This is a genomic window from Rhizobium sp. SG570, from assembly GCF_012275345.1.
Taxonomy (GTDB): domain Bacteria; phylum Pseudomonadota; class Alphaproteobacteria; order Rhizobiales; family Rhizobiaceae; genus Rhizobium; species Rhizobium lusitanum.
Genome location: NZ_JAAZQI010000009.1, coordinates 113,455 through 132,993 on the forward strand (window position 1 = coordinate 113,455; position 19,539 = coordinate 132,993).

22 protein-coding genes are annotated in these 19,539 nt (G+C 61.2%); 10 read left to right on the forward strand and 12 right to left on the reverse strand.

The features are described from left to right. The first annotated feature begins 108 nt into the window (after positions 1-108). Both FHT28_RS19045 and FHT28_RS19050 read left to right on the forward strand, forming a co-directional pair. Positions 109-993, forward strand: a complete 885-nt coding sequence (locus FHT28_RS19045; RefSeq protein ID WP_168597124.1) for a LysR family transcriptional regulator — start codon at positions 109-111, stop codon at positions 991-993. Positions 994-1,155: 162 nt separating this feature from the next. Further along, positions 1,156-1,464 (forward strand): Dabb family protein, encoded by a 309-nt coding sequence (locus FHT28_RS19050; protein WP_113119269.1) that lies wholly within the window; start codon positions 1,156-1,158, stop codon positions 1,462-1,464. 82 nt (positions 1,465-1,546) lie between these two features. Here FHT28_RS19050 and FHT28_RS19055 read toward each other — a convergent pair whose 3' ends face one another. From FHT28_RS19055 to FHT28_RS36680, 4 genes are read right to left on the reverse strand one after another with little or no spacing between them, the layout of a single operon-like run. Continuing rightward, positions 1,547-2,449: a zinc ABC transporter substrate-binding protein gene (locus FHT28_RS19055; RefSeq protein WP_047638881.1), complete on the reverse strand. Its 903-nt coding sequence runs from the start codon at positions 2,447-2,449 to the stop codon at positions 1,547-1,549. A gap of 19 nt (positions 2,450-2,468) precedes the next feature. After that, positions 2,469-3,341: a metal ABC transporter permease gene (locus FHT28_RS19060; protein WP_092572925.1), complete on the reverse strand. Its 873-nt coding sequence runs from the start codon at positions 3,339-3,341 to the stop codon at positions 2,469-2,471. Beyond that, positions 3,338-4,120: a metal ABC transporter ATP-binding protein gene (locus FHT28_RS19065; RefSeq protein WP_168597048.1), complete on the reverse strand. Its 783-nt coding sequence runs from the start codon at positions 4,118-4,120 to the stop codon at positions 3,338-3,340. The genes FHT28_RS19060 and FHT28_RS19065 overlap by 4 nt, the downstream gene beginning before the upstream one ends. Beyond that, positions 4,117-4,245, reverse strand: coding sequence for a hypothetical protein (locus tag FHT28_RS36680; RefSeq protein ID WP_280518117.1), 129 nt, complete (start codon positions 4,243-4,245; stop codon positions 4,117-4,119). Before FHT28_RS36680 ends, FHT28_RS19065 begins: the two co-directional genes overlap by 4 nt. A 222-nt stretch (positions 4,246-4,467) precedes the next feature. Between FHT28_RS36680 and FHT28_RS19070 the strand changes: the two genes are divergently transcribed. Beyond that, positions 4,468-4,845, forward strand: a complete 378-nt coding sequence (locus tag FHT28_RS19070) for a VOC family protein (RefSeq protein WP_047560637.1) — start codon at positions 4,468-4,470, stop codon at positions 4,843-4,845. 87 nt (positions 4,846-4,932) lie between these two features. On the opposite strand, the gene FHT28_RS19075 is transcribed toward FHT28_RS19070, so the two are convergent. Continuing rightward, positions 4,933-5,418 carry a peroxiredoxin gene (locus tag FHT28_RS19075; protein ID WP_037193438.1) on the reverse strand — a complete coding sequence of 162 codons (486 nt, stop codon included), beginning with the start codon at positions 5,416-5,418 and terminating at the stop codon, positions 4,933-4,935. A gap of 82 nt (positions 5,419-5,500) precedes the next feature. After that, entirely contained in the window at positions 5,501-6,340 is an 840-nt protein-coding gene (locus tag FHT28_RS19080) for a protein-disulfide reductase DsbD domain-containing protein (protein WP_210255797.1), read from the reverse strand. A gap of 140 nt (positions 6,341-6,480) precedes the next feature. Between FHT28_RS19080 and FHT28_RS19085 the strand changes: the two genes are divergently transcribed. From FHT28_RS19085 to FHT28_RS19095, 3 genes are all read left to right on the forward strand, one after another. Continuing rightward, positions 6,481-7,086: a YqgE/AlgH family protein gene (locus FHT28_RS19085; protein WP_037193441.1), complete on the forward strand. Its 606-nt coding sequence runs from the start codon at positions 6,481-6,483 to the stop codon at positions 7,084-7,086. 95 nt (positions 7,087-7,181) lie between these two features. Continuing rightward, positions 7,182-7,373: a CsbD family protein gene (locus FHT28_RS19090; protein ID WP_037193442.1), complete on the forward strand. Its 192-nt coding sequence runs from the start codon at positions 7,182-7,184 to the stop codon at positions 7,371-7,373. A gap of 135 nt (positions 7,374-7,508) precedes the next feature. Then, positions 7,509-8,564 (forward strand): putative zinc-binding metallopeptidase, encoded by a 1,056-nt coding sequence (locus FHT28_RS19095; protein ID WP_168597050.1) that lies wholly within the window; start codon positions 7,509-7,511, stop codon positions 8,562-8,564. Positions 8,565-8,592: 28 nt separating this feature from the next. Here the strand turns inward: FHT28_RS19095 and FHT28_RS19100 are convergent, their stop codons facing one another. Genes FHT28_RS19100 through thrC form a run of 4 tightly spaced genes read right to left on the reverse strand, consistent with a single transcriptional unit; the run spans position 8,593 to position 14,883 of the window. Further along, entirely contained in the window at positions 8,593-11,505 is a 2,913-nt protein-coding gene (locus FHT28_RS19100; RefSeq protein ID WP_047560630.1) for a sensor domain-containing phosphodiesterase, read from the reverse strand. Continuing rightward, positions 11,502-12,116, reverse strand: coding sequence for a GNAT family N-acetyltransferase (locus FHT28_RS19105; RefSeq protein ID WP_034508238.1), 615 nt, complete (start codon positions 12,114-12,116; stop codon positions 11,502-11,504). Before FHT28_RS19105 ends, FHT28_RS19100 begins: the two co-directional genes overlap by 4 nt. 50 nt (positions 12,117-12,166) lie before the next feature. Further along, a complete protein-coding gene (locus tag FHT28_RS19110; RefSeq protein WP_037193460.1) occupies positions 12,167-13,465 on the reverse strand; it encodes a pitrilysin family protein in 1,299 nt (432 codons plus the stop codon). After that, positions 13,462-14,883: a threonine synthase gene (gene thrC / locus FHT28_RS19115; protein WP_092572919.1), complete on the reverse strand. Its 1,422-nt coding sequence runs from the start codon at positions 14,881-14,883 to the stop codon at positions 13,462-13,464. The genes FHT28_RS19110 and thrC overlap by 4 nt, the downstream gene beginning before the upstream one ends. A gap of 313 nt (positions 14,884-15,196) precedes the next feature. On the opposite strand from thrC, the gene FHT28_RS19120 reads away from it, so the two are divergent. Next, positions 15,197-15,823, forward strand: coding sequence for a hypothetical protein (locus FHT28_RS19120; protein WP_037193468.1), 627 nt, complete (start codon positions 15,197-15,199; stop codon positions 15,821-15,823). Positions 15,824-15,947: 124 nt separating this feature from the next. On the opposite strand, the gene FHT28_RS19125 is transcribed toward FHT28_RS19120, so the two are convergent. Further along, positions 15,948-16,640 carry an HAD family hydrolase gene (locus FHT28_RS19125; protein ID WP_037193470.1) on the reverse strand — a complete coding sequence of 231 codons (693 nt, stop codon included), beginning with the start codon at positions 16,638-16,640 and terminating at the stop codon, positions 15,948-15,950. Between the two features lie 235 nt (positions 16,641-16,875). Here FHT28_RS19125 and FHT28_RS19130 point away from each other — a divergent pair, with 235 nt between their 5' ends. The 3 genes from FHT28_RS19130 to FHT28_RS19140 all read left to right on the forward strand — a co-directional run bounded on the left by FHT28_RS19130 (position 16,876) and on the right by FHT28_RS19140 (position 18,842). Further along, complete coding sequence (locus FHT28_RS19130; RefSeq protein ID WP_168597051.1) at positions 16,876-17,544, forward strand: GntR family transcriptional regulator; 669 nt, start codon at positions 16,876-16,878, stop codon at positions 17,542-17,544. A 285-nt stretch (positions 17,545-17,829) separates the two neighbouring features. Then, positions 17,830-18,420, forward strand: coding sequence for a biotin transporter BioY (locus FHT28_RS19135; RefSeq protein WP_047560617.1), 591 nt, complete (start codon positions 17,830-17,832; stop codon positions 18,418-18,420). Then, positions 18,417-18,842: a DUF1284 domain-containing protein gene (locus FHT28_RS19140; protein ID WP_047638873.1), complete on the forward strand. Its 426-nt coding sequence runs from the start codon at positions 18,417-18,419 to the stop codon at positions 18,840-18,842. The genes FHT28_RS19135 and FHT28_RS19140 overlap by 4 nt, the downstream gene beginning before the upstream one ends. Here the strand turns inward: FHT28_RS19140 and FHT28_RS19145 are convergent. Continuing rightward, positions 18,839-19,537: a helix-turn-helix transcriptional regulator gene (locus FHT28_RS19145; RefSeq protein ID WP_168597052.1), complete on the reverse strand. Its 699-nt coding sequence runs from the start codon at positions 19,535-19,537 to the stop codon at positions 18,839-18,841. The genes FHT28_RS19140 and FHT28_RS19145 overlap by 4 nt on opposite strands. Between the last annotated feature and the right edge of the window lie 2 nt (positions 19,538-19,539).

Below are 19,539 nucleotides of genomic sequence, written 5' to 3' on the forward strand. Positions count from 1 at the left end.
CGACATTCCGCTCGCCCTGTTGAGACGGGTACGAAATAACTGGTGGCGCGGGCGGCAACAAAGACTTTGTCTGGCCAAGCTATGCCTAAGAGGTATAGTACATGCTTCATGGACCTACGTCATTTTCGCTATTTCGTCGCAGTCGCCGAACGCGGGAGCGTGCTGGCGGCTGCACAACAGCAGCTCAACACCTCACAGCCGTCGCTGAGCCGTCAAATCCGCGACCTAGAGGCCGAGATCGGCGTGAAATTGCTGGACCGGCAAGCGCGGGGTGTCTCGCTCACGGAAGCTGGGAAAGTCTTTCTGGATCACGCTCGGCTAGCGCTTGCGCAGGTCGAAGCCGCGGTTGAAGGCGCCCGGAGAGCCGGGAGGCCAGAGAGGCCCGTGTTCGCTATCGGGTTTCTCGCCGGTCACGAGGCTTGGCTTCCAAGCGTGATGCGCATTCTCCGGGAAGAAGCCCCCGGCGTTGAATTCAAACTTTCGAGCCAGTCGTCTCCTGAACTCGCTCTCGCGCTGGTGCGAGGGAGCCTTGATGCGGCACTCCTCCGGCGAGAGGAGAGCGCCGCCAACCTATGCTTCAGAAGCCTGTTCGAGGAGCCATTGGTCGTGATGTTGCCCGCCGACCACCGTTTGGTGGCACGCGAGACAATTACACCCCAAGATCTTGCTGAAGAAATCTACGTCGGTTCCGTAACCGCCTCTCCGGCGGTAGATGCAATCGTCAAACAATATGCTGCGAGGGTCGGCATCAATCTCAAGCCTAGGTTTGATGCTGGAAGCCTTTCAGCGACGATATCTGTGGTTGTGTCATGCGGCGGAGTTACGCTCATCCCGGCCTATGCCGAGGATCTTTTGACCCCAAACGTCGTTGCGCGACCTCTGGAGGGCACACCCCCGACGATCGAACTCACGTTGGGTTACAACCCGGCAAACAGCTCTCGCCTGCTTCAGAAGCTGCTATCTCGGACAGAGCAAATATTGAGAGCGGGTTAGGCGCTATCGCAATTTAGTCCTCGAATGCGGACAGACCGCTCCCGGCCCCAATTCGGTCATGGTAGCGATTGCCTTTGAAAAGCACAAACATCACCCACCCTGCATCTTGCCCCATCCCCCTTTCCCTCTATGCTGCCTCCAACATCCAGGGAGGCTGTATCCATGATCCTGCATTGCGTTTTTCTTCGGCTTAAATCCGCCATGACACAGGATGAGAAGAAGGCGCTCTTCGAATCCGTGGCCGCTTTGCAGCAGGTCATTCCCGGCATTGTCGATGTCAAATACGGGCCGAATGTCTCGCCGGAGGGGCTGCATGGCGGCTTTGTCGATGGTTTTGCCGTAACGTTCGAGAGCGCCGAGGCGCGGGATGCCTATCTGGTGCATCCGCAGCATGTCGCCGTCGGCGAGCGGATCGTCTCTTCGACCGATGGCGGCCTGGCCGGCCTGCTGGTCTTCGATCTCAATCTTTAAGCACAACGGGCTTTAAGCAGAACGGGCCGCAAGCGAAACATACCTGCGACCCGGTTTGCTCAGTGTTCGTTCAGTCGGCGGCTCAGCTCGACTTCGCCATCGCGGCGGCCAGCTGGTCAACGTTATAACGGAACATTTTCTCGTAAGTCGAAGCCGGACCATTGGCCTTGGAAAGGGATTCGACGTAGAGCTCGCCGCCCGGCTCGGCGCCGGTGGCCTTGGCGACCTGCTTGACGAGGCGCGGATCGTTCGAGTTTTCGAAGAAATAGGTCTTCACATGCTCGGTCTTGATCTGCTCGATCAGCTTGGCGACATCGGCGGCCGAGGCTTCGGTTTCCGTCGAGACGCCGAGCGGCGACAGGAAGCTGACATTGTATTCGCGGCCGAAATAGCCGAAGGCGTCATGGCTCGTCAGCACCTTGCGGCGATCGTCAGCGATCTTGTCGAACTTGCTGTGGGCATAGGCGTCGAGTTCGGTGAGCACCTTGGTGTAGCGCTCGGCATTGGCCTTGAAATCGGCAGCGTCGGCGGGATCGGCCGCGGAGAGCGCCTTTTCGATATTGGCGACCCAGACCTTCACGTTGACCGGGCTGTTCCACACATGCGGATCGGTGACCGTCTTGCCGTCATCGACCATGGTGCGGGTGTTGATGCCATCGGAGGCGACGACGGGCGTTCCCTTGTAGCCCGATGCGCTGATCAGCCGGTCCATCCAGCCTTCCAGGCCCTCGCCGCTGACGAAGGTGACTTTGGCGGCGTTGAGCCTCTTGGCGTCGGCCGGCGACGGCTCGAATTCATGGGGGTCGCCGTTCGGGCCGACGAGGCTCGACACCTTCACATGGTCGCCGCCGACCTGCTTGACGACATCGGCGAGCACGGTGAAGGAAGCGACGACATCCAGCGTCTCGGCGGCGGCGGGGCGGGCGACGCCAAAGGCGACGAAGGCCACTGCTGCGGCTGAGAGGAGCAGTTTCTGTTTGTTCATGCGAGTCTCCTTGTTCGGATTAGCCCCGGAGATGGGGACGGGGAAAGAACCGCCGGGCAAGGCCCGAAGGTGCGAAGAGGATGGAGAGGCCGTAGATCAGGCTTGCCGTGATGATGATGGTCGGGCCCGAGGCAAATTCGAGATGGTAGGAGGCGATGAGGCCGATATAGCCGGAAGCCGCTGCCGTTCCCGTCGCGATCACCATCATCGCGGGCAGGCTGCGCGACCAGAGCTGCGCGATCGCCGCCGGCAGCATCATCAGCCCCACGGCCATCAGCGTGCCGAGCGCCTGGAAGCTGGCGACAAGATTGAGCACGACGAGCAGCAGGAACAGGAAATGATAGACCGGCCCACGCCCGCCGACGGCGCGCAGGAAGCCCGGATCGAAGCATTCCATGACCAGCGGCCGGTAGATGACGGCAAGGGCCAGCAGCGTCACGGTCGTGATCGCGCCGATCTGGTAGAGGGCAGGGGCGTCGATCGCGAGGATCGTGCCGAAGAGCACATGAAGCAGGTCGATATTCGACCCCCGCAGCGACACGATCAGCACGCCGAGCGCCAGCGACGTCAGATAGAAGCTGGCAAAGCTCGCATCCTCCTGCAGCACCGTCATGCGGCTGACGAGGCCGGAGAGCAGCGCCACCGAAAGGCCGGCCACCAGACCGCCAAGCCCCATGGCCGTCAGCGACAGCGAACCGGCGATGAGATAGCCGATGGCAGCACCGGGCAGCACCGCATGGCTCATGGCATCGCCCATCAGGCTCATGCGCCTGAGCATCAGGAAAACGCCGATCGGGCCGGAGCCGAGGCCGAGGCAGAGGCAGGCGATGAGCGCGCGCCGCATGAAGCCATAATCCGCGAAGGGCGCGAGGAAGATATCGTAGGCGGTCATTCGGCCGGCTCCCGCTTTGCGAGACCACCTTCGGCAAGCTCATCGTCCGGCAGGCAGGTTTCGGCCTCCTCGTCCCAGCGCTCGGCCATGGCCCGCGCCCTGATGAGGTTGGCGGAGCTCATCACGTCCTGCGTGTCGCCCCATCCCACAAGCTCGCGGGCAATCAGCATCGTCTCGGGAAAGTGAGCGCGCACCTGATCGAAATCATGCAGAACGGCGATGACGGTGCGCCCTTCGTTGTTCCATCGCAGAACGAGGTCGAGCAGATCGCGCGTGGTGCGCTGGTCGATGGCGGTAAAAGGTTCGTCCAGCAGGATGACGCGCGCGTCCTGCAGCAGCAGTCTCGCGAAGAGCACGCGCTGGAATTGGCCGGCCGAGAGCGAGCCGATATGTCTGTTCTCGAAACCGGAAAGCCCGACGACCGAAAGCGCGTCGCGCGCGCGCTCCGCATCCTGGCGCGAGAAGCGGCCGAATGCGCCGGCATTCTTCCAGGCACCGAGCATGATCGTGTCGGCGACCGAGATCGGAAAGCGGCGGTTGATATCGGCGGCCTGCGGCAGATAGCCGAAATCGTTGCGCGTCAGCGCCCCGCGATCGATCGACCCTCCCGCCGGCCTGAGTTCACCGACGATCGCTTTCAAGAGCGTCGATTTACCCGCACCATTCGGCCCGGCGATCGCCGTGAGGCTACCGGTCCGGAAGGCGCCGGAAATGTGGTGCACGGCGGGATGACGCTCGTAGGTGACGGTAAGATTGTCGAGACGGATCAGATCGCTCATGCCAAGGCCACCGCCCAGCCGATGGCCGCCCAGAGTACCGCTATGCCGACCGCGACATAGGCAAGGCGCACAAGGGCGGAACGCCCCATCAGGGAGGACGCGAAGGGGTTGTGGTCGAAAGGCATGTGGGGGCTTTCATTTATGTAATAACATTACGTGTTGTAGCCGAGAAAATGCGGCGGAAAAGAGGCGTGGGCTGGATTACCCGCCGATTGCTACGAACGATATTGGAATATCTGTCGGCCAATGCCGTTGGCTCCCAATCGCCATGGCGATTGCTACAAAGTTATCTTGCCGCGATATTGAGATCTGGAGAATGCTGGACAGGGCTGGAAGAGGAGGCTGTCTTGAAATTGCGGCTGGAGCTATTTGTTACCGACGTTCAGGCATCGATAGAATTCTATCGCCGGGTGCTGAATTTCCAGGTGATTGGTCAGGCAAGCGCAGACTATACGATGCTCACGAATGGCGAGGCGGCCATTTCTGTCAACAAGCGGGAGGCCCTCGGACACGATCATCCCCTTCGAGCCACCGATGGAGAGCGGCTCGGCCTCGGCGTCGAAATCGTATTGAACGTTGCGGACATAGAGGGCTTCTATGAAACCACCAGAACGCGTGGTCACCCGGTATCCGAGCTTGTCCTGCAACCATGGGGTCTACGCGATTTTCGCATCATAGATCCGGATGGCTATTATATCCGGGTGACAAGCAGACATAGGGCATAGAAATGGGAACACTTGGGCATACCCAAGTATTCCCGGTTCAGTCTGGAGCGGCAGTCATACGACCAGCCCCCTCAATCCGTCGAAATCTCAAAGCTGCTCGATCATCGCGGCAGCACCCGAAACCGTGGCCTGGCCGGGGCTTTCCTCGATGTTCAGCGACTTCACCACGCCGTCTTCCACCAGCATGGAATAGCGCTTGGAGCGGATGCCGAGGCCACCGGCGGAGAGGTCGACTTCGAGGCCGAGCGCCTTGGCGAAGGAGCCGTCCCAGTCGGCGAGGAAGTGGATCTTGCCCATGCCGCCGGATGATTGCGCCCAGGCGCCCATCACATGCCAGTCGTTGACCGAGATGACGGCGATATCATCGACGCCCTTGGCGAGAATGGCGTCCCGGTTTTCGAGATAGCCAGGCAGATGGTTGAGCGAGCAGGTGGGCGTGAATGCGCCCGGAACGGCGAAAAGCACGACGCGCTTGCCGGCAAAAAGCTGCTCGGTGCTGATCTCGACCGGGCCGTCGGCGGTCTTTTCCTTGAAAGTGGCGGCGGGCAGTTTATCGCCGATTGCAATGGTCATGGCTCTCTCCTTGGGGCGCGATCTCGGGGCGTTTGAACGGCCGCCGATTGGATAGGGATTGTTGGGCGAATATAGATCGGAGCTATTCGAACGCAAGCGTGGTTTCCATGGCGCGATCGCCGTCGACGACGAGGACACCCCAGGTCTTGCCCTTGATATCGTAGTTCTTCGGCAGCTTGGCGATTGCGATATCGGCCGAGTAGGCCGTGCCTTCCCGCTTCGCATTCGCCTGCTGGAAAAACACGTAGCCCGTCGGCCCGGTGACATAGATCGCCGGTTTTTCTCCGGTCGCCTCAGGCAGGGTGAGGTGCAGCGAAAGGTTTTTCGCATCCGCGGAAAGGCTGTGGCTCTCAAGGGCGAAATCAGAGGATGGAGCCTGCGGCAGGGAGGCCTTGGCTGCGTCCAGCAGTGCCAGTTCATGCGCCGTCGGCTGTTCGCTCGTCGGTAGCGCCAGCGAATACTCAGCCTGGAATGGAATGCAGATCTCCTTGCAGAGACCGATGAAGGCGGTCAATTCCAGTTTTGCCGGCGTCTTGCCCTCGATGGTGAAATCGAGCGGCAATGTCACCGGCGCGTCATAGCCGATTTCCTGTATGGCGCCGACCGTGATCCTTTTCGGGATCGGATAGCCGGTCTTCTCCAGCTTTATTCCGCTATTGGGGGCCAGCGTTACCTGTGGCGGGATGCCGCTCTGGCCCGGTTCGCGCCAATAGGTGATCCAGCCGGGCTGTGGTTCGATCTGCAGCGCGGCGCGGATATGCCCTTCAGCATCCGGTGCCAGCGCAACCAGGCGCATGCGGCCGCCCTGATTGTCCACCCAATCACTCGTTGCAGCGGAAGCGGCGGTACCGATGCACAGGATGGCGGCAAGCGTTTCGGCAAGAAGTGTTGGCAGACGGGGGAGGGCAACTGTTCCAATCATGAGAGCAGGATTTAGCGGATTGGCTGGCCCGGAGCCAGCGCGGCTTAAAAAAGAAATGATCATTTTCAGTTGATTGATTTATGACATTGCCCCATCTTCTTTTTTAGCGGTGCAGTTATGGACTGCGGTCAGGAGGCACAATGTCCCTATCGACGCTGAAGAATAGACGCGAAAGAGGTTTTCTCGACGGCCAGTTCCTGATCGCCATGCCGGGCATGGAGGACCGGAACTTCAACCGGACGGTTATTTATATTTGCGCTCATTCCGATGCCGGGGCCATGGGCTTCGTCATCAACCGGGGCCAGAAGCTGACCTTCACGGATGTCCTTTTGCATCTCGATATGATCAAGGACGACGACGCCATCGTTCTCCCGCCCGTCGCGCGCGATTTCCCCATCCAGACCGGGGGACCGGTCGAAAGCGGCCGCGGCTTCGTCCTGCATTCCGACGACTATATCAGCGACAGCAGTATTCCGGTCAGCGACGATATCAGCCTGACGGCGACGCTGGATATCGTGCGGGCCATCTCCAAGGGAAGCGGCCCCAAACGCGCCACCATGCTGCTTGGTTACGCCGGCTGGGGCGCCGGCCAATTGGAGGCCGAGATCGGCAATAACGGCTGGCTGAACTGCCCCGCCGAAGAGGAATTGATCTTCGACCGAAGCCTCGACGACAAGTACGAGCGCGCCTTGGCTTTGATGGGTATCAACCCCGCAATGCTGTCGCCGCATGCGGGGCATGGCTGAGCCGAACTGCATTATATTGGAACGAAGTAACGCCCGTGACGTTTTCATGGCAGGGCAACGGCAATAACGCTGTGCCAATTATGGAGGTGTTAGACATGGGTAGCACGACCGACAAGGTATCCGGCAAGGTCAACGAAGTGGCCGGCAAGGCCAAGCAGATGGCCGGCAAGGCCACGAACGACAAGGAACTGCGCGCAAAAGGCGCGGCCCAGGAAGCCAAGGGCAAGGTGCAGGGCGCCGTCGGCAAGGCCAAGGATAAGGTCAAGGGTGCAGTGGATCGGATGTAATCCGGCTGCTCGCCAATTTCAGGTCGCTGTGCAATCTGAGATGATGCCGCAGAAGCGGCCCGCTAAGTAGAGCCTGTCTCGGAGACGCGACGGGCTCTTTCGTGTCGATGGGACGTTATTTCGAAGAGGGTTTCCATGCGGCTTTTCACTTGCGACCATTGCGGCCAGCCGGTGCATTTCGACAACAGGCAGTGTGTGCGCTGCGGTCATCAGCTCGGATTCGTCCCGGATCGGCTGGCCATATATGCGCTGGAGGCCGAGGAAGGAGCGAATTGGCATCTGGTCGCCGAGCCATCGAGCCACGTCCGTTTCTGCGCCAACGCCGAACTCGATATCTGCAATTGGCTTGTCGATGCGGACGACCCGCAGCCATTCTGCACAGCCTGTCGTCACAACCGCCTGGTGCCCAACACGGATACCCAACAGGGCATAGACCGCTGGCGGCGCATCGGTCAGGCCGAACGGCATCTGTTCTATTCGTTGTTGCGCTGGAACCTGCCGCATCCTGATCGACAACAGGATCCTGTGGGCGGGCTGGTGTTCGACTTCCTCGAAGATGAGGTGCAGGGCAGCAATGTCGTGCCCGCCAGGACCGGCCATGAAGAGGGATTGATCGCTATTCGCGCCGCCGAAGCCGACGACGTGACGCGCGAACAGGCGCGCACCTCCATGAACGAGCCATACCGCACGCTGCTCGGCCATTTCCGCCACGAGACCGGCCACTTCATCTGGAACAAGCTCGTGCGCGACCGTGGCCGGTTCGATGTTTTCCGCACCGTCTTCGGAGACGAGAGAGCGGATTACGGCATGGCGCTTCAGTCTCACTATGACAATGGCCCGCCGCCGAACTGGCACGAAAACTTCATCAGTGCCTATGCCAGCGCCCATCCCTGGGAAGATTTTGCGGAATGCTTTGCGCATTACCTGCACATCGTCGATACGCTGGAAACCGCGCGCTCCTTCGGTTTGGCGGTCGACCCCTTTGGTTATCACGAGATGGCGGCGGAGGTGGATTTCAATCCCTATAGAGCCGAAAGCGCCGACCAGCTCGTCAGCGCCTGGATCCCCTTGAGCGTCGCGATCAACGCCATTCAGCGCAGCATGGGGCAGCCGGACTCCTATCCCTTCATCCTGTCGCCGCCGGTGGTGGCGAAGCTGGACTATGTCCGCACCCTAATCAACGACGCCTGATCCGCCACCCAGCCGGGGAGGGGAAGGTCTATGCACGCTTCGTCAGAGGAAAGCGTTCCTTCAACAGCCTGATCACGGAATCCGTGCCCATCGGCGGCCCGAAGATGAAGCTCTGACCGTAGGTGCAGCCGATCTTGGCGAGCTCCAGCGCATCCTCTTCGGATTCGATTCCCTCGGCGACGACGCGCATGTTGAGTTCGCGCGCCATGGAAATGACGGAACGCAGAAGGATGGCCTTCTTGTCGCTCTCGTCGCGGACCATCGCCTTGTCGAGCTTGATCATGTCGAAGGGGAAGCGGGTAAGGTAGGCGAGCGAGGAATAGCCGGTGCCGAAATCGTCGAGCGCCAGGCCGATGCCGGCTTCGCGCAGCTTGTCGAGCACGAGCCGCGCCTGCTCCGGGTTCTCCATCACCTGCGATTCCGTCAGCTCGAGCTTGATGCGGCTCGGATCGCAATGGGTCTTGGCGAGCAGGGCACGGATATCGTCGTAGAGCTCGTTGTTGAGCAGCTGCACGCTGGAGAGATTGATGGATACGAAGAGCGGCAGGTCGCCGGTCTGTCGCTGCCAAGCCATCAGATCGTTGGTCGCCTGCTCCAGCGCGAACATGCCGAGCGGACCGATAATGTCCGAGGCCTCGGCGATGGGGATGAATTCCGTTGGCGGAATATTGCCGCGCTTCGGATGTTCCCAGCGCATCAGCGCCTCGAAGCCGGCCACCTCGGCGTCTTCAAGCCGCACGATCGGTTGATAGACCAGCGAGAGTTCCTTGCGTTCGACGGCGCGGCGCAGGTCTGTTTCGAGCTGCAGACGGTCAGTACCGAAGCTGCGGAAGGCGGGCTGGAAGGGCTCGACGCGATTGCCGCCGGCGCGCTTGGCGCGGTACATGGCAAGCTCGGCGTCGCTGAGCATGCCGGGCGCATTTTCCTGCTGGTCGACCCAGGACGTCAGCCCGACCGATGCCGTCAGGATGATCTCGCGATTGGCGAAGTTGATCGGCACCATGATCGCCTTGCTGATCGCGTCGGCAAAGTCGGCCACCTTGGCCGGATCGCGCTCGGAAACGAGGATCAAGCCGAACTGGTCGCCGGAAAGGCGCGCGAGCGTGTCCTGAGGCTTCAGCAGGCGGCGAAGGCGTCTCGTCAGCGCGATGAGAATATTGTCGCCCGCAGCGACGCCGAGTGTGTCGTTGACGAGCTTGTAGCGGTCGATGTCGATCACCATGACGGTCGGCCGCAGCTGGTTGCCCTCCGGCGCCAGCGTCAGAACGGCCTGCAGGCGATCGAGAAAGACCTGTCGGTTCGGCAGTCCGGTCAGATTGTCGTGCACCGCGTCGTGCAGCAGCCGCTCGATCGAATTCTTCTGCTCTGTGATATCGACGATGGTGCCGACGCAGCGAATGATCTCGCCGTTCGATCCAAGCACCGGCCGCGCGCGGATCGACAGCCAGTGGAAATGTCCGTCTTCGGCGCGGATGCGGAATTCGTGGTTCAGCCGGCCGCGACGATGTTCGAGAAGCACGTCCAGGGTCGCGCGGAAGCGGTCGCGGTCGTCGGGATGCAGCCGCGGCAGCCAGTTGCGCGCCGCGCCATGCATGGTGCCCGGCGACAGGCCGAGCTTCGTCGAGATGTCGGGCGTCGTCACCACGCGGTCGCGTGCTACATCCCAGTCCCAGACGGTGTCGCCGGAGCCGGTAAGCGCTAGGGATTGCCGTTCGAGATCCGAGAACAGGCCCTGCTGGAATGCGCCGCCGGCAAAGGCATGCTGCATGACCGTGAAGCCTATCAGCAGGACGATCAGCACGAGGCCGCCGCCGAGTGCTGGCTGGATGATGTCGTTGTCGAGCTTGCCCGTCACCGTCATCCAGGCGCCGAACAGCCAGACGAGGATCAGCGCCCAGGCAGGCACCAGCAGGATGGCGCGGTCATAGCGGCTGAAGCCCAGATAGATGATGAGCAGCAGACCCGCAGTCGCAGTCAGTGCCAGCGACAACCGGGCGATGCCGGCCGCGATCGACGGATCGTAGATCGCCACGCCGAAGAGCAGGGCGAGGCCAAGGACCCAGGCGAGCGTGACGTAGCCCAGGTGCGCATGCCAGCGATTGAGGTTGAGATAGGTGAACAGGAAGATCACCAGGCTTGAAGCGAGCGCCACCTCCGCACAGGCGCGCCATATTCGCTGATCGCTTGACGTGATCATGATGAGCTTGCCGAGGAAGCCGAAATCCACACAGATATAGCCGAGCACCGCCCAGGCGAGCGCTGCCGTTGCCGGCAGCATCGAGGTGCCCTTGACGACAAAGAGAATGGTCAGGAACACCGCCAGCAGGCCGGCAATGCCGAGCACGATGCCACGATAGAGCGTGAAGGCGTTGACCGTATCCTTGTAGGCGTTGGGTTCCCAGAGATAGAGCTGCGGCAGGTTCGGAGACGAGAGTTCGGCAACGAAGGTGACGACGGCGCCGGGGTTCAGCGTGATGCGGAACACATCGGCCTCGTCGCTCGGTTGCCGGTCGAGCGCAAAGCCTTCGCTCGGCGTGATCGCGACGATGCGCTGCGAGCCGAGGTCCGGCCAGAAGACCTTCGAATTCACCAGGCGGAAATGCGGGGCGACGATGACGCGTTCCAGCTGCTCTTCGGAAACATTGGCGAGCGCGAAAACGGCCCAGTCGCCCTGATGGTTCGGTGAGGAGGATCGTACCTCAATCCGGCGCCGGATGCCGTCGGCGCCGGCGGCCGTTGAGACCTGAAAGGCCTCGCCCTGGTTGGTATAGATCTCCGTTGTTGCCGTCAGGTCGAGGGCTGTGTCGTCGCGGGAAATCTTCACGGGCTCGGCTGCGTGCGCCATGCCGGCAAACAGGAGCAGCATGGTGGCCGCGAGCGTTGCGAGCAGCGCGCAGAGCCGCTTGGCGGTCGGCATTGCTGGCATCAATCCGGTGGTCATCGCTGGTCGTATTTTCGGTTCGGGTCGGCATCCGCTGCCAACCTTGAAAACATGACATGGTCGCGCCACTGACCGTTGATTTTTAGATACCCGCGCAAATGACCTTCTCGCTGGAAACCGGCCTTTTCCAAAAGCCGCATGCTACGCTCGTTATCCGGAATACAGGCTGCTTCAATACGGTGCAACTCAAGTCCGGAAAAGATATAGGGTATAACCAACTGAAGTGCGGCGAACATATGACCCTGACCGGAATAGCGCTCGCCCATCCAGTATCCGATCATGCAGCTCTGCGCAGCACCGCGGCGAATGTATCCGATCGTTATGCCTCCGACCAACGTCATGTTTTCCCTAAGGAAAATGAATAACGGTATGGCCTGGCCGGAACTATATTCCTGCTTGCCCCTGATGATGCGCGCCCGGTAGGCGCCTTCGGTCAGCTCGTCATGCCGCCAGGTCGGTTCCCAAGGCTCCAGGAAGCGGCGGCTTTCGGCTCTCAGCCTGTGCCATTGATTGAAATCGGAGTAACGCGGCAGGCGCAGCAAATATTGGTCGTTTTCGAGTTCAACCGCGTCCGGATGACGTGAGAGAAACCGAAAGACAGATTTTTGCATGCCGCCAAGCACTCCCCCGAGAATTGAACCCATCGGCCCGCGGCGTGGCCTTAGCCGCTCGCGCTTCTGGAGGCGGGCGCCGGCGACGACAGCGACATGACGATGTCTTCCATCGGTGCAAGCTGTTCCAGCGGCCCGATCGCCGAAAGCGTCGGTACTGTATCGAAGAACAGGCGGCCGGCAAGATCCGTCAGCCGGTCGATGGTGATGCCCTCCAGGCGCTCCAGCATCTCCTGGTTCGGGATCGGGCGGCCATAAAGCATCATCTGCCGGGCGACCTGGCCGGCACGGGCAGCAGGACTTTCCTGGCCCATCAACAGCTGCGCGCGGATCTGGGCGCGGGCACGCTCAATTTCCTGCTGCTGGATGTCGTGTGAGGACTTATGGAGCTCTTTCACGATGACGGGCAGCAGCTCCGGCAGGTTCTCGCCGCCGGTGGCGGCGTGGATTCCGAAGATGCCGGTATCGGAGAAGCCCCAGTGAAATGCGTAGACCGAATAGCAGAGACCCCGGAATTCGCGCACCTCCTGGAAGAGACGCGAGGACATGCCCCCGCCGAGGATATTGGCAAGGATCTGCGAACAGTAGAAGTCGCGCGTGTGGTAGGCACGCCCCTCGAAGCCCAGGAGGATCTGCGCATCCATCAGGTCGCGCGTTTCGCGGATGTTGCCGCCGATATAGCGAGCCGGCTCGATGACGGGCGAAGTGGAGGGTTTGGTCGGCAGGCTGGAGAAGCGCTCTTCCACCTGACGCACGAAGCTTTCATGATCGACCGCACCGGCCGCCACGACAAACATGCGATCGGTCGTGTAGTTGCGGTCCAGATAGTGACGAATCTGCTCTGGCGAAAAGGAGACGACGGTTTCCGGCGTACCGAGAATTGCGCGGCCGAGCGTCTGGCCGCGATAGGCGACCTCGGAGAACTTGTCGAAGACCACGTCGTCGGGCGTGTCGTTCGCCGCATTGATTTCCTGCAGGATAACCTGCTTTTCGCGGGCCAGCTCCTCCTCTTCGAAGGCGGACTCCGTCAGGATGTCGGCAAGAATATCGACTGCGAGCGGCACATGGTCCTTCAGCACGCGTGCATAATAGGAGGTCGTTTCGGTCGAGGTAGCGGCATTGACTTCGCCGCCGACATTCTCGATCTCCTCGGCGATCTGCCGCGCGGAACGCCGCGCCGTACCCTTGAACGCCATATGCTCGAGCAGATGCGCGATCCCGTGTTCCGCTTCGGTCTCGTTACGCGAACCCGACTTGATCCAAACGCCGAGTGCCACGCTTTCGAGGTGTGGCATCGATTGGGTTGCTACTGTCAGCCCGGACGCAAGCCGGGTGCATTCCACTGTCATCGCTTGTCTTTCCGCGTCTGTTGTTCCCCGGCCCGGGCATGCTCGCCGATAAAACTTTCCACGGCTTTAAGCTCCGGATCGAGAACGTCGAAACGCTCCTCCCTGGTCATCAGACCAGCAAGCCACGTTGGAAGCGCCGGGTCAATACCACATGCGGATTTTACTGCGGCGGGGAATTTCGCGGGATGCGCGGTGGCAAGCGTCACCATCGGGCTCGTCGACCGCTCGTTTTTCTTCGCCACGAAGACGCCGATGGCCGTGTGCGGATCGAGTAGGTAACCCGTTTCCGCCAGTGTTTTGTGGATTGTCTCTGCCACCTGCTTTTCGCTGGCACGACCGGCGCGGAAGTCCTTCTTGATGAACTTCAAGGCCTTTTCGCTGATCGAAAAGCCGCTCGATTGTTTCAGGCTTTCCATCGCGGCGCGCACCTTCGAGGCGTCACGGCCATTCGCTTCGAACAGCAGCCGCTCGAAGTTGGAGGAGATCTGGATATCCATCGACGGCGCGGTGGTTGCCTTGACGGCGCGCATCTCGTAGCGGCCGGTCTTCAGCGTGCGCGCCAGGATGTCGTTCTCGTTGGTGGCGATGACCAGGCGGTCGATCGGCAGGCCCATCCGCTTGGCGACGTAGCCGGCGAAAATATCACCGAAATTGCCCGTCGGCACGGTGAAGGAGATTTTCCGGTCCGGGCCGCCCAGCGCAACGGCCGTGGTGAAATAATAGACCACCTGCGCCATGATTCGCGCCCAGTTGATCGAGTTGACGCCGGAAAGCCTGACCTTGTCGCGGAAGCCGGCATCGTTGAACATGGCTTTGACGAGGTTCTGGCAATCATCGAAATTGCCGTTGATCGCCAGAGCATGCACATTGGCTTCGGTCGAGGTGGTCATCTGCCGCTGCTGCACCGGCGAGACCTTGCCATGCGGAAATAGAATGAAGATGTCGGTGCGCTCGCGGCCGGCAAAGGCGTCGATTGCCGCGCCGCCGGTATCGCCCGATGTGGCGCCGACGATCGTTGCCTTTTGCCCGCGCTTTTCCAGCGCATAGTCCATCAGCCGCGCGAGCAGCTGCATGGCGACATCCTTGAAGGCGAGCGTCGTGCCGTGGAACAGCTCCATGACGAAGCTGTTCGGGCCGGTCTGCACCAGCGGCGTCACCGCCGGATGACGGAAGGTGGCGTAGGCGTCGTCGATCATGCCGCGGAAGACATCGGCGGGGATTTCGCCGTTGGTGAAGGGCGACAGGACGGCGAAGGCGACGTCCTGGTAGCTCTTGCCGCGGAAGGCGCGGATCTCTTTTTTCGTCAGGGTCGGCCATTCACGGGGAACGTAGAGCCCGCCGTCACGGGCAAGGCCGGCCAGGAGGGCGTCGCAGAAGCCAAGGGCAGGGGCTTCTCCCCGCGTTGAGATATAGTCCACGGTCTAGAATTCCTTCGGTCGCAAAATTGCCTGAGTGATCGGTTGAGAGAGTAGAGGAACGAAACGACGGCGGCCTGTCTTTTTGCGTCGGATCAGCCGCGTGGTTTTCGCGTTTGCGCAAGGCGCGTGGGATCAGCGCCGGCGGGCGGCAGTTTGTGCCAATATGTCGATCTCGAAAAGTGAGCCAAAACGGTGTCTACCCAATCGATTTTTCGCTGCGTCGCTGGTATAGACCATCGCCAAGTGTCATAAAAGGCCCGTCCGACAGGCTTCAGGCCGATAATGTGAATTGTATGGAGAGGGTGGAATAATAGTGTTTGGCAGGGTTTCGCGTCGTCTTTTTTCCGCTTCGCTTCTGGCATTGCTGACTGGTTGCAGCTCTCTTGGCCTTGGCGGCAACAGTGACAAGCAGCCGGGAACGGATGTTACGGTCGCACCGCAGGCGGGTACCACCGGGGCTGCTCCGCAGGTAACTGGTGGTCAGGCCTATGTCGCCGGCAAATGCCCGCAGGTTACCATCCCCGACCAGGCAGCCGTCTACCGGACTTACGCCAAGGGCGCCAAGGATGACCCGAACCAGTTGACCTATCAGGCCTCGCTGGCGGAGGCGACGCGCCAGTGCACGACCGATGGCACCAATCTCGGGATTCATGTCGCCGTGCAAGGGCGTCTGGTCGCCGGCCCGATGGGTAGCTCCGGCAAGGTGACCCTGCCGATCCATGTCGCCGTCATGGACAACGAGACCGCGCTTTACAGCAAGACCATCAACTACACGGCTGAAATTCCGCCGGGCGAGAGCACGGCCCAGTTCCTCTTCAGGGACGACGATATCAGCGTTACCGGTGGTTCAGGCGGCTTTACCATCGTCCAGGTCAGTTTCGACCAGGGGCCGCAGAAGCCTGACAAGGGCGAGAAGCCGGCACGCAAGAAGCGCCACTAAGCGCACGTCGCCTGCGCATCCAACCTGCGCCGCGATTGTGTGGGCGCATATGTCATTCGCGACGAAATGAAAAAGAAAAGGCCCTGTCTCGCGGCGGGGCCTTTTCTTTGCAGCCTGCGATATCTCACAAAACGCCATCCCATTCGGCCAGGGCCATGACGATGCCAGGCAGGTCGGCCATACGGGCAATCACGGTCTCCGCGCCGGCATCGGTCAGCTTGTCGGCATGCGAGGGATAGGTATGCGAAGCGCCGGTGAAGCCGATGACGCGCATGCCGGCGGCGCGCGCCGCCTGGACGCCGTGGACCGAATCCTCGACGACGATGGTATTGGCTGGGTTGGCGTTCATCTGCTCGGCGCCATGCAGGAAAATGTCCGGCTTGGGCTTCACGCGGTCGGCGCCGAGATCCTTGGCGGAGTAGATATGCGGCGCGAACAGCGTGAGGTAGCCGACCTTGGTGAGCATCATGTCGAGACGCGCGGAGCTGGAGTTCGAGCAGACACAGCGCGGCATCGGCAGTCGCGACAGCGCGAGCGGAACGCCGGAAATCGCCTGGACATCGTTGGCGAGCCGCAGATCCAGAAGTTTTTCCGATTTGTCGAGCAGCGATGCGGAGAGCGGGATGCTGGCCTCGCGCTCGACTTCGAACAGAATGTTGTGCCAGGTCATGCCGGCAAAACGCTCGCCCATTTCCTCGGCGCTGATGGGATAGCCTGCATCCGTCAGCAGTTTGGATTCGACGTCTGCCGCGATGATTTCCGAATCGACCAGAACGCCGTCGCAGTCGAAGATGATGAGGTCGAAGCCATTACTCATGAGAATTGCTGCCTTTGATGAGGGCGGGGTTCGGCATGTTCGGTGGAAAACCGTCAGTGTGTCGGAACATGCTCAGAAAAATGACCGTCGCGCTTTACACGATGTGCCGGCAAAGCTCAACCAATTGGCGGGCATGGCTGTGCTGCGCTGACGGAAAGGGTCGGCGAAGTTCAAAAGGCTTCATGACTTCAGCATGTCGCTCGACAATCCGTAAGCCCGGCTTTAAGGATCGGCCATGGCCAAGGAGCGTCACGACACCATTGCCAGCCGCATCAGCCGGGTGCTTGCCGACCGCATCATCCGTGGTGAGATTGCGCCCGATGCGCGGCTGCGGCAGGATCATATCGCCGAGGAGTTCGGCACCAGCCATGTGCCGGTGCGCGAGGCATTCCGGCGGCTGGAAGCGCAAGGCCTGGCGATCAACTTGCCGCGTCGCGGCGTTCGCGTCGCCTCCTTCGATCTCAAGGAAGTCCGCGAAGTCGCCGAAATGCGCGCGGCACTCGAGGGTCTCGCCTTGAAGCATGCGGCGCAGCACCTGACGCCTGCCATTCTGGATGCCGCCGAGGAGGCGACGCGGGAAGGCGATGCCGCCGGCGATGTCCATGCCTGGGAGGAGGCCAATCGCCGCTTCCATCGCCTCATCCTGGCGCCCTGCGGCATGGTGCGCCTGCTGGCCGCCATCGACGATCTGCATGCCGCCAGCGCCCGCTTTCTCTTTTCCGCATGGCAATCCGGCTGGGAAAAGCGCACGGATCACGATCATCGCGCCATCCTGGCAGCGCTCCGCCAAGGGCGAACCGACGAGGCTGCCGCCATCCTGCAGAAGCACGTCCAATGGATCGGTCGCGCTCCCGTGCGCACTCCCTCAGGCTCGACGCGCGAGGCCTTCGCGATCGTCGGTTGAGCACTCAAAAAATTATAGATAATTTTTGGTGGAAGTGCTCGCACGAGTCATTTTTCGATGGCAGGAGTTGGCCCATTCTATCTGATCTGCGGTACGGGACTTGGTCTAAAGCTCCGTACCTGAAGGCGGCACTACCATTTTTCTTCCCTTTGAAATCCATGCTTTCCGGGCACTCCTGCCCCAAGCAGCATAAATTTACGCATCCGCCGCTTGCCTCGATCTATAAACTCGGACATAAAATAGATGGGAATTAAAAATTATCTATAATTTCTAGAAGGAGAGCTCATGTCCCTGTTGCATCATCACGAAGAAGCCACCTTTGACCCGCTGCGCCTTGCTCAACGGTCGCTGGTCGTCAAGGCCGCCTTCGTTCTCGCCGGAACGCTGGCGCTGGCGCTCGCGTCGCAGATTTCGGTGCCGATGGTGCCTGTGCCGATCACCATGCAGACCTTTGCGATTACCATGATCGGCGCGCTCTACGGCTGGCGTCTCGGCGCGATCACTATTCTGGCATGGCTTGGCGAAGCCATGGTCGGTTTTCCGGTTCTAGCCGGCGGCGCAGGCGGCATCGCGCCCTTCATGGGGCCTACGGCCGGCTATCTCGTCTCCTTCCCGATCATTGGCGCGCTGGTCGGCTGGCTTGCCGAGCGCGGCTGGAGCGGCGACCGCGTCGTGCGTAGTTTCCTCGCCCATCTCTCGGCCAATATCCTGTGCCTCGCGATCGGCGGCGCATGGCTTGCGGCATTGATCGGCGTTGAAAAGGGCTGGCTCTTAGGCGTCGCTCCGTTCATCCTTGGCGCCGTGCTGAAATCCGCGCTTGCGGCCGCAGTATTGAAGACCGCCCAGGTCTATAGCGGCAAGGCAAAGCTGAATTGACTGTTCGGCTTCGCGCCCACCATCTGCTCTGCATGCTGACCTTCGTCGGTGAAGGCTATACGCCGGCCTTCACCGACAATTATCGCCGCATTGCCGAGCGTCTGACAAAAGGGGAGGAGATCAAGCTGGTCTCCGGGCCTGACGATATCTGCGCACCGCTTCTGGACGAGATGGAGCCGCACTGTTTCAAGGCGTCGGTCATCGAGCGGGACGCCGCCGCTCTTGCGGACGTGGTGGCCATGCTGGGCGAAGAGATCGAAATTGGCGCGATGCTGGTGCCCGATGCCGCCCTGCTTGCAAAACTGCGGCGGAATTTCGCCAGCGGCGAGATTCGCCACGCCTGCCTTGGTTGCGAATGGGGAGATCTCTGCAGCCGAATTGCTGCCGGCAATTTCGCCGCCGTCCTGATCGGCCACGCCTAGGAGAGGTCGCCCGCCTCGATTGGAAAGAGCGCCAGAAAACGGCGCTCGCCTTCCGGCGTAAAGAAGATCGAGCGACTGTTTTCGGTTCGCCGCGCCCAGCCCTTGTCGAGGAAATTCGCGAGAAGTGCCTTGCCAAGGCTACCGGCGAGATGGGCGCGGCGTTCACTCCAGTCCAGGCAGGATCGACAGAGCGGACGGCGGCTCGACCGCAATCCGGATATGTCTATGCCGATCGAACCAAGGTGGGTCTCGCCCTGCGCCGTCAGGCTCAGGCCTTCGCCCATGGCCGAAATCGAACCACCTTCTATCAGACTGTCGAGCATGCGCACGCCATAGTCACCGGCAAGATGATCGTAGCAGATGCGCGCCTTGCGCAGCGCCGGCTCCTTCGGGCCGGGGCGGTGGCGTAGGTGTCCGCGGCTGGCGGCAAAACCCATGATCCCTTCAAGCAGCTTGCCGACGCCATCATCCGCCAGCGCGAAATAGCGATGCCGGCCCTGCTTGCGCTGCGCCAGTAAACCACCCGTTTCGAGCTTGGAAAGATGGGCGCTTGCCGTCTGCAGCGTCACGCCGGCCGCGGCCGCCAACTCTGTTGCCGTCAGCGCGCGGCCGCCCATCAAGGCCGTCAGTATGTTTGCTCGCGCCGGATCGCCGATCAACGAGCCGATCTGCGCTATGTCAGGACCTTCTTTCATAC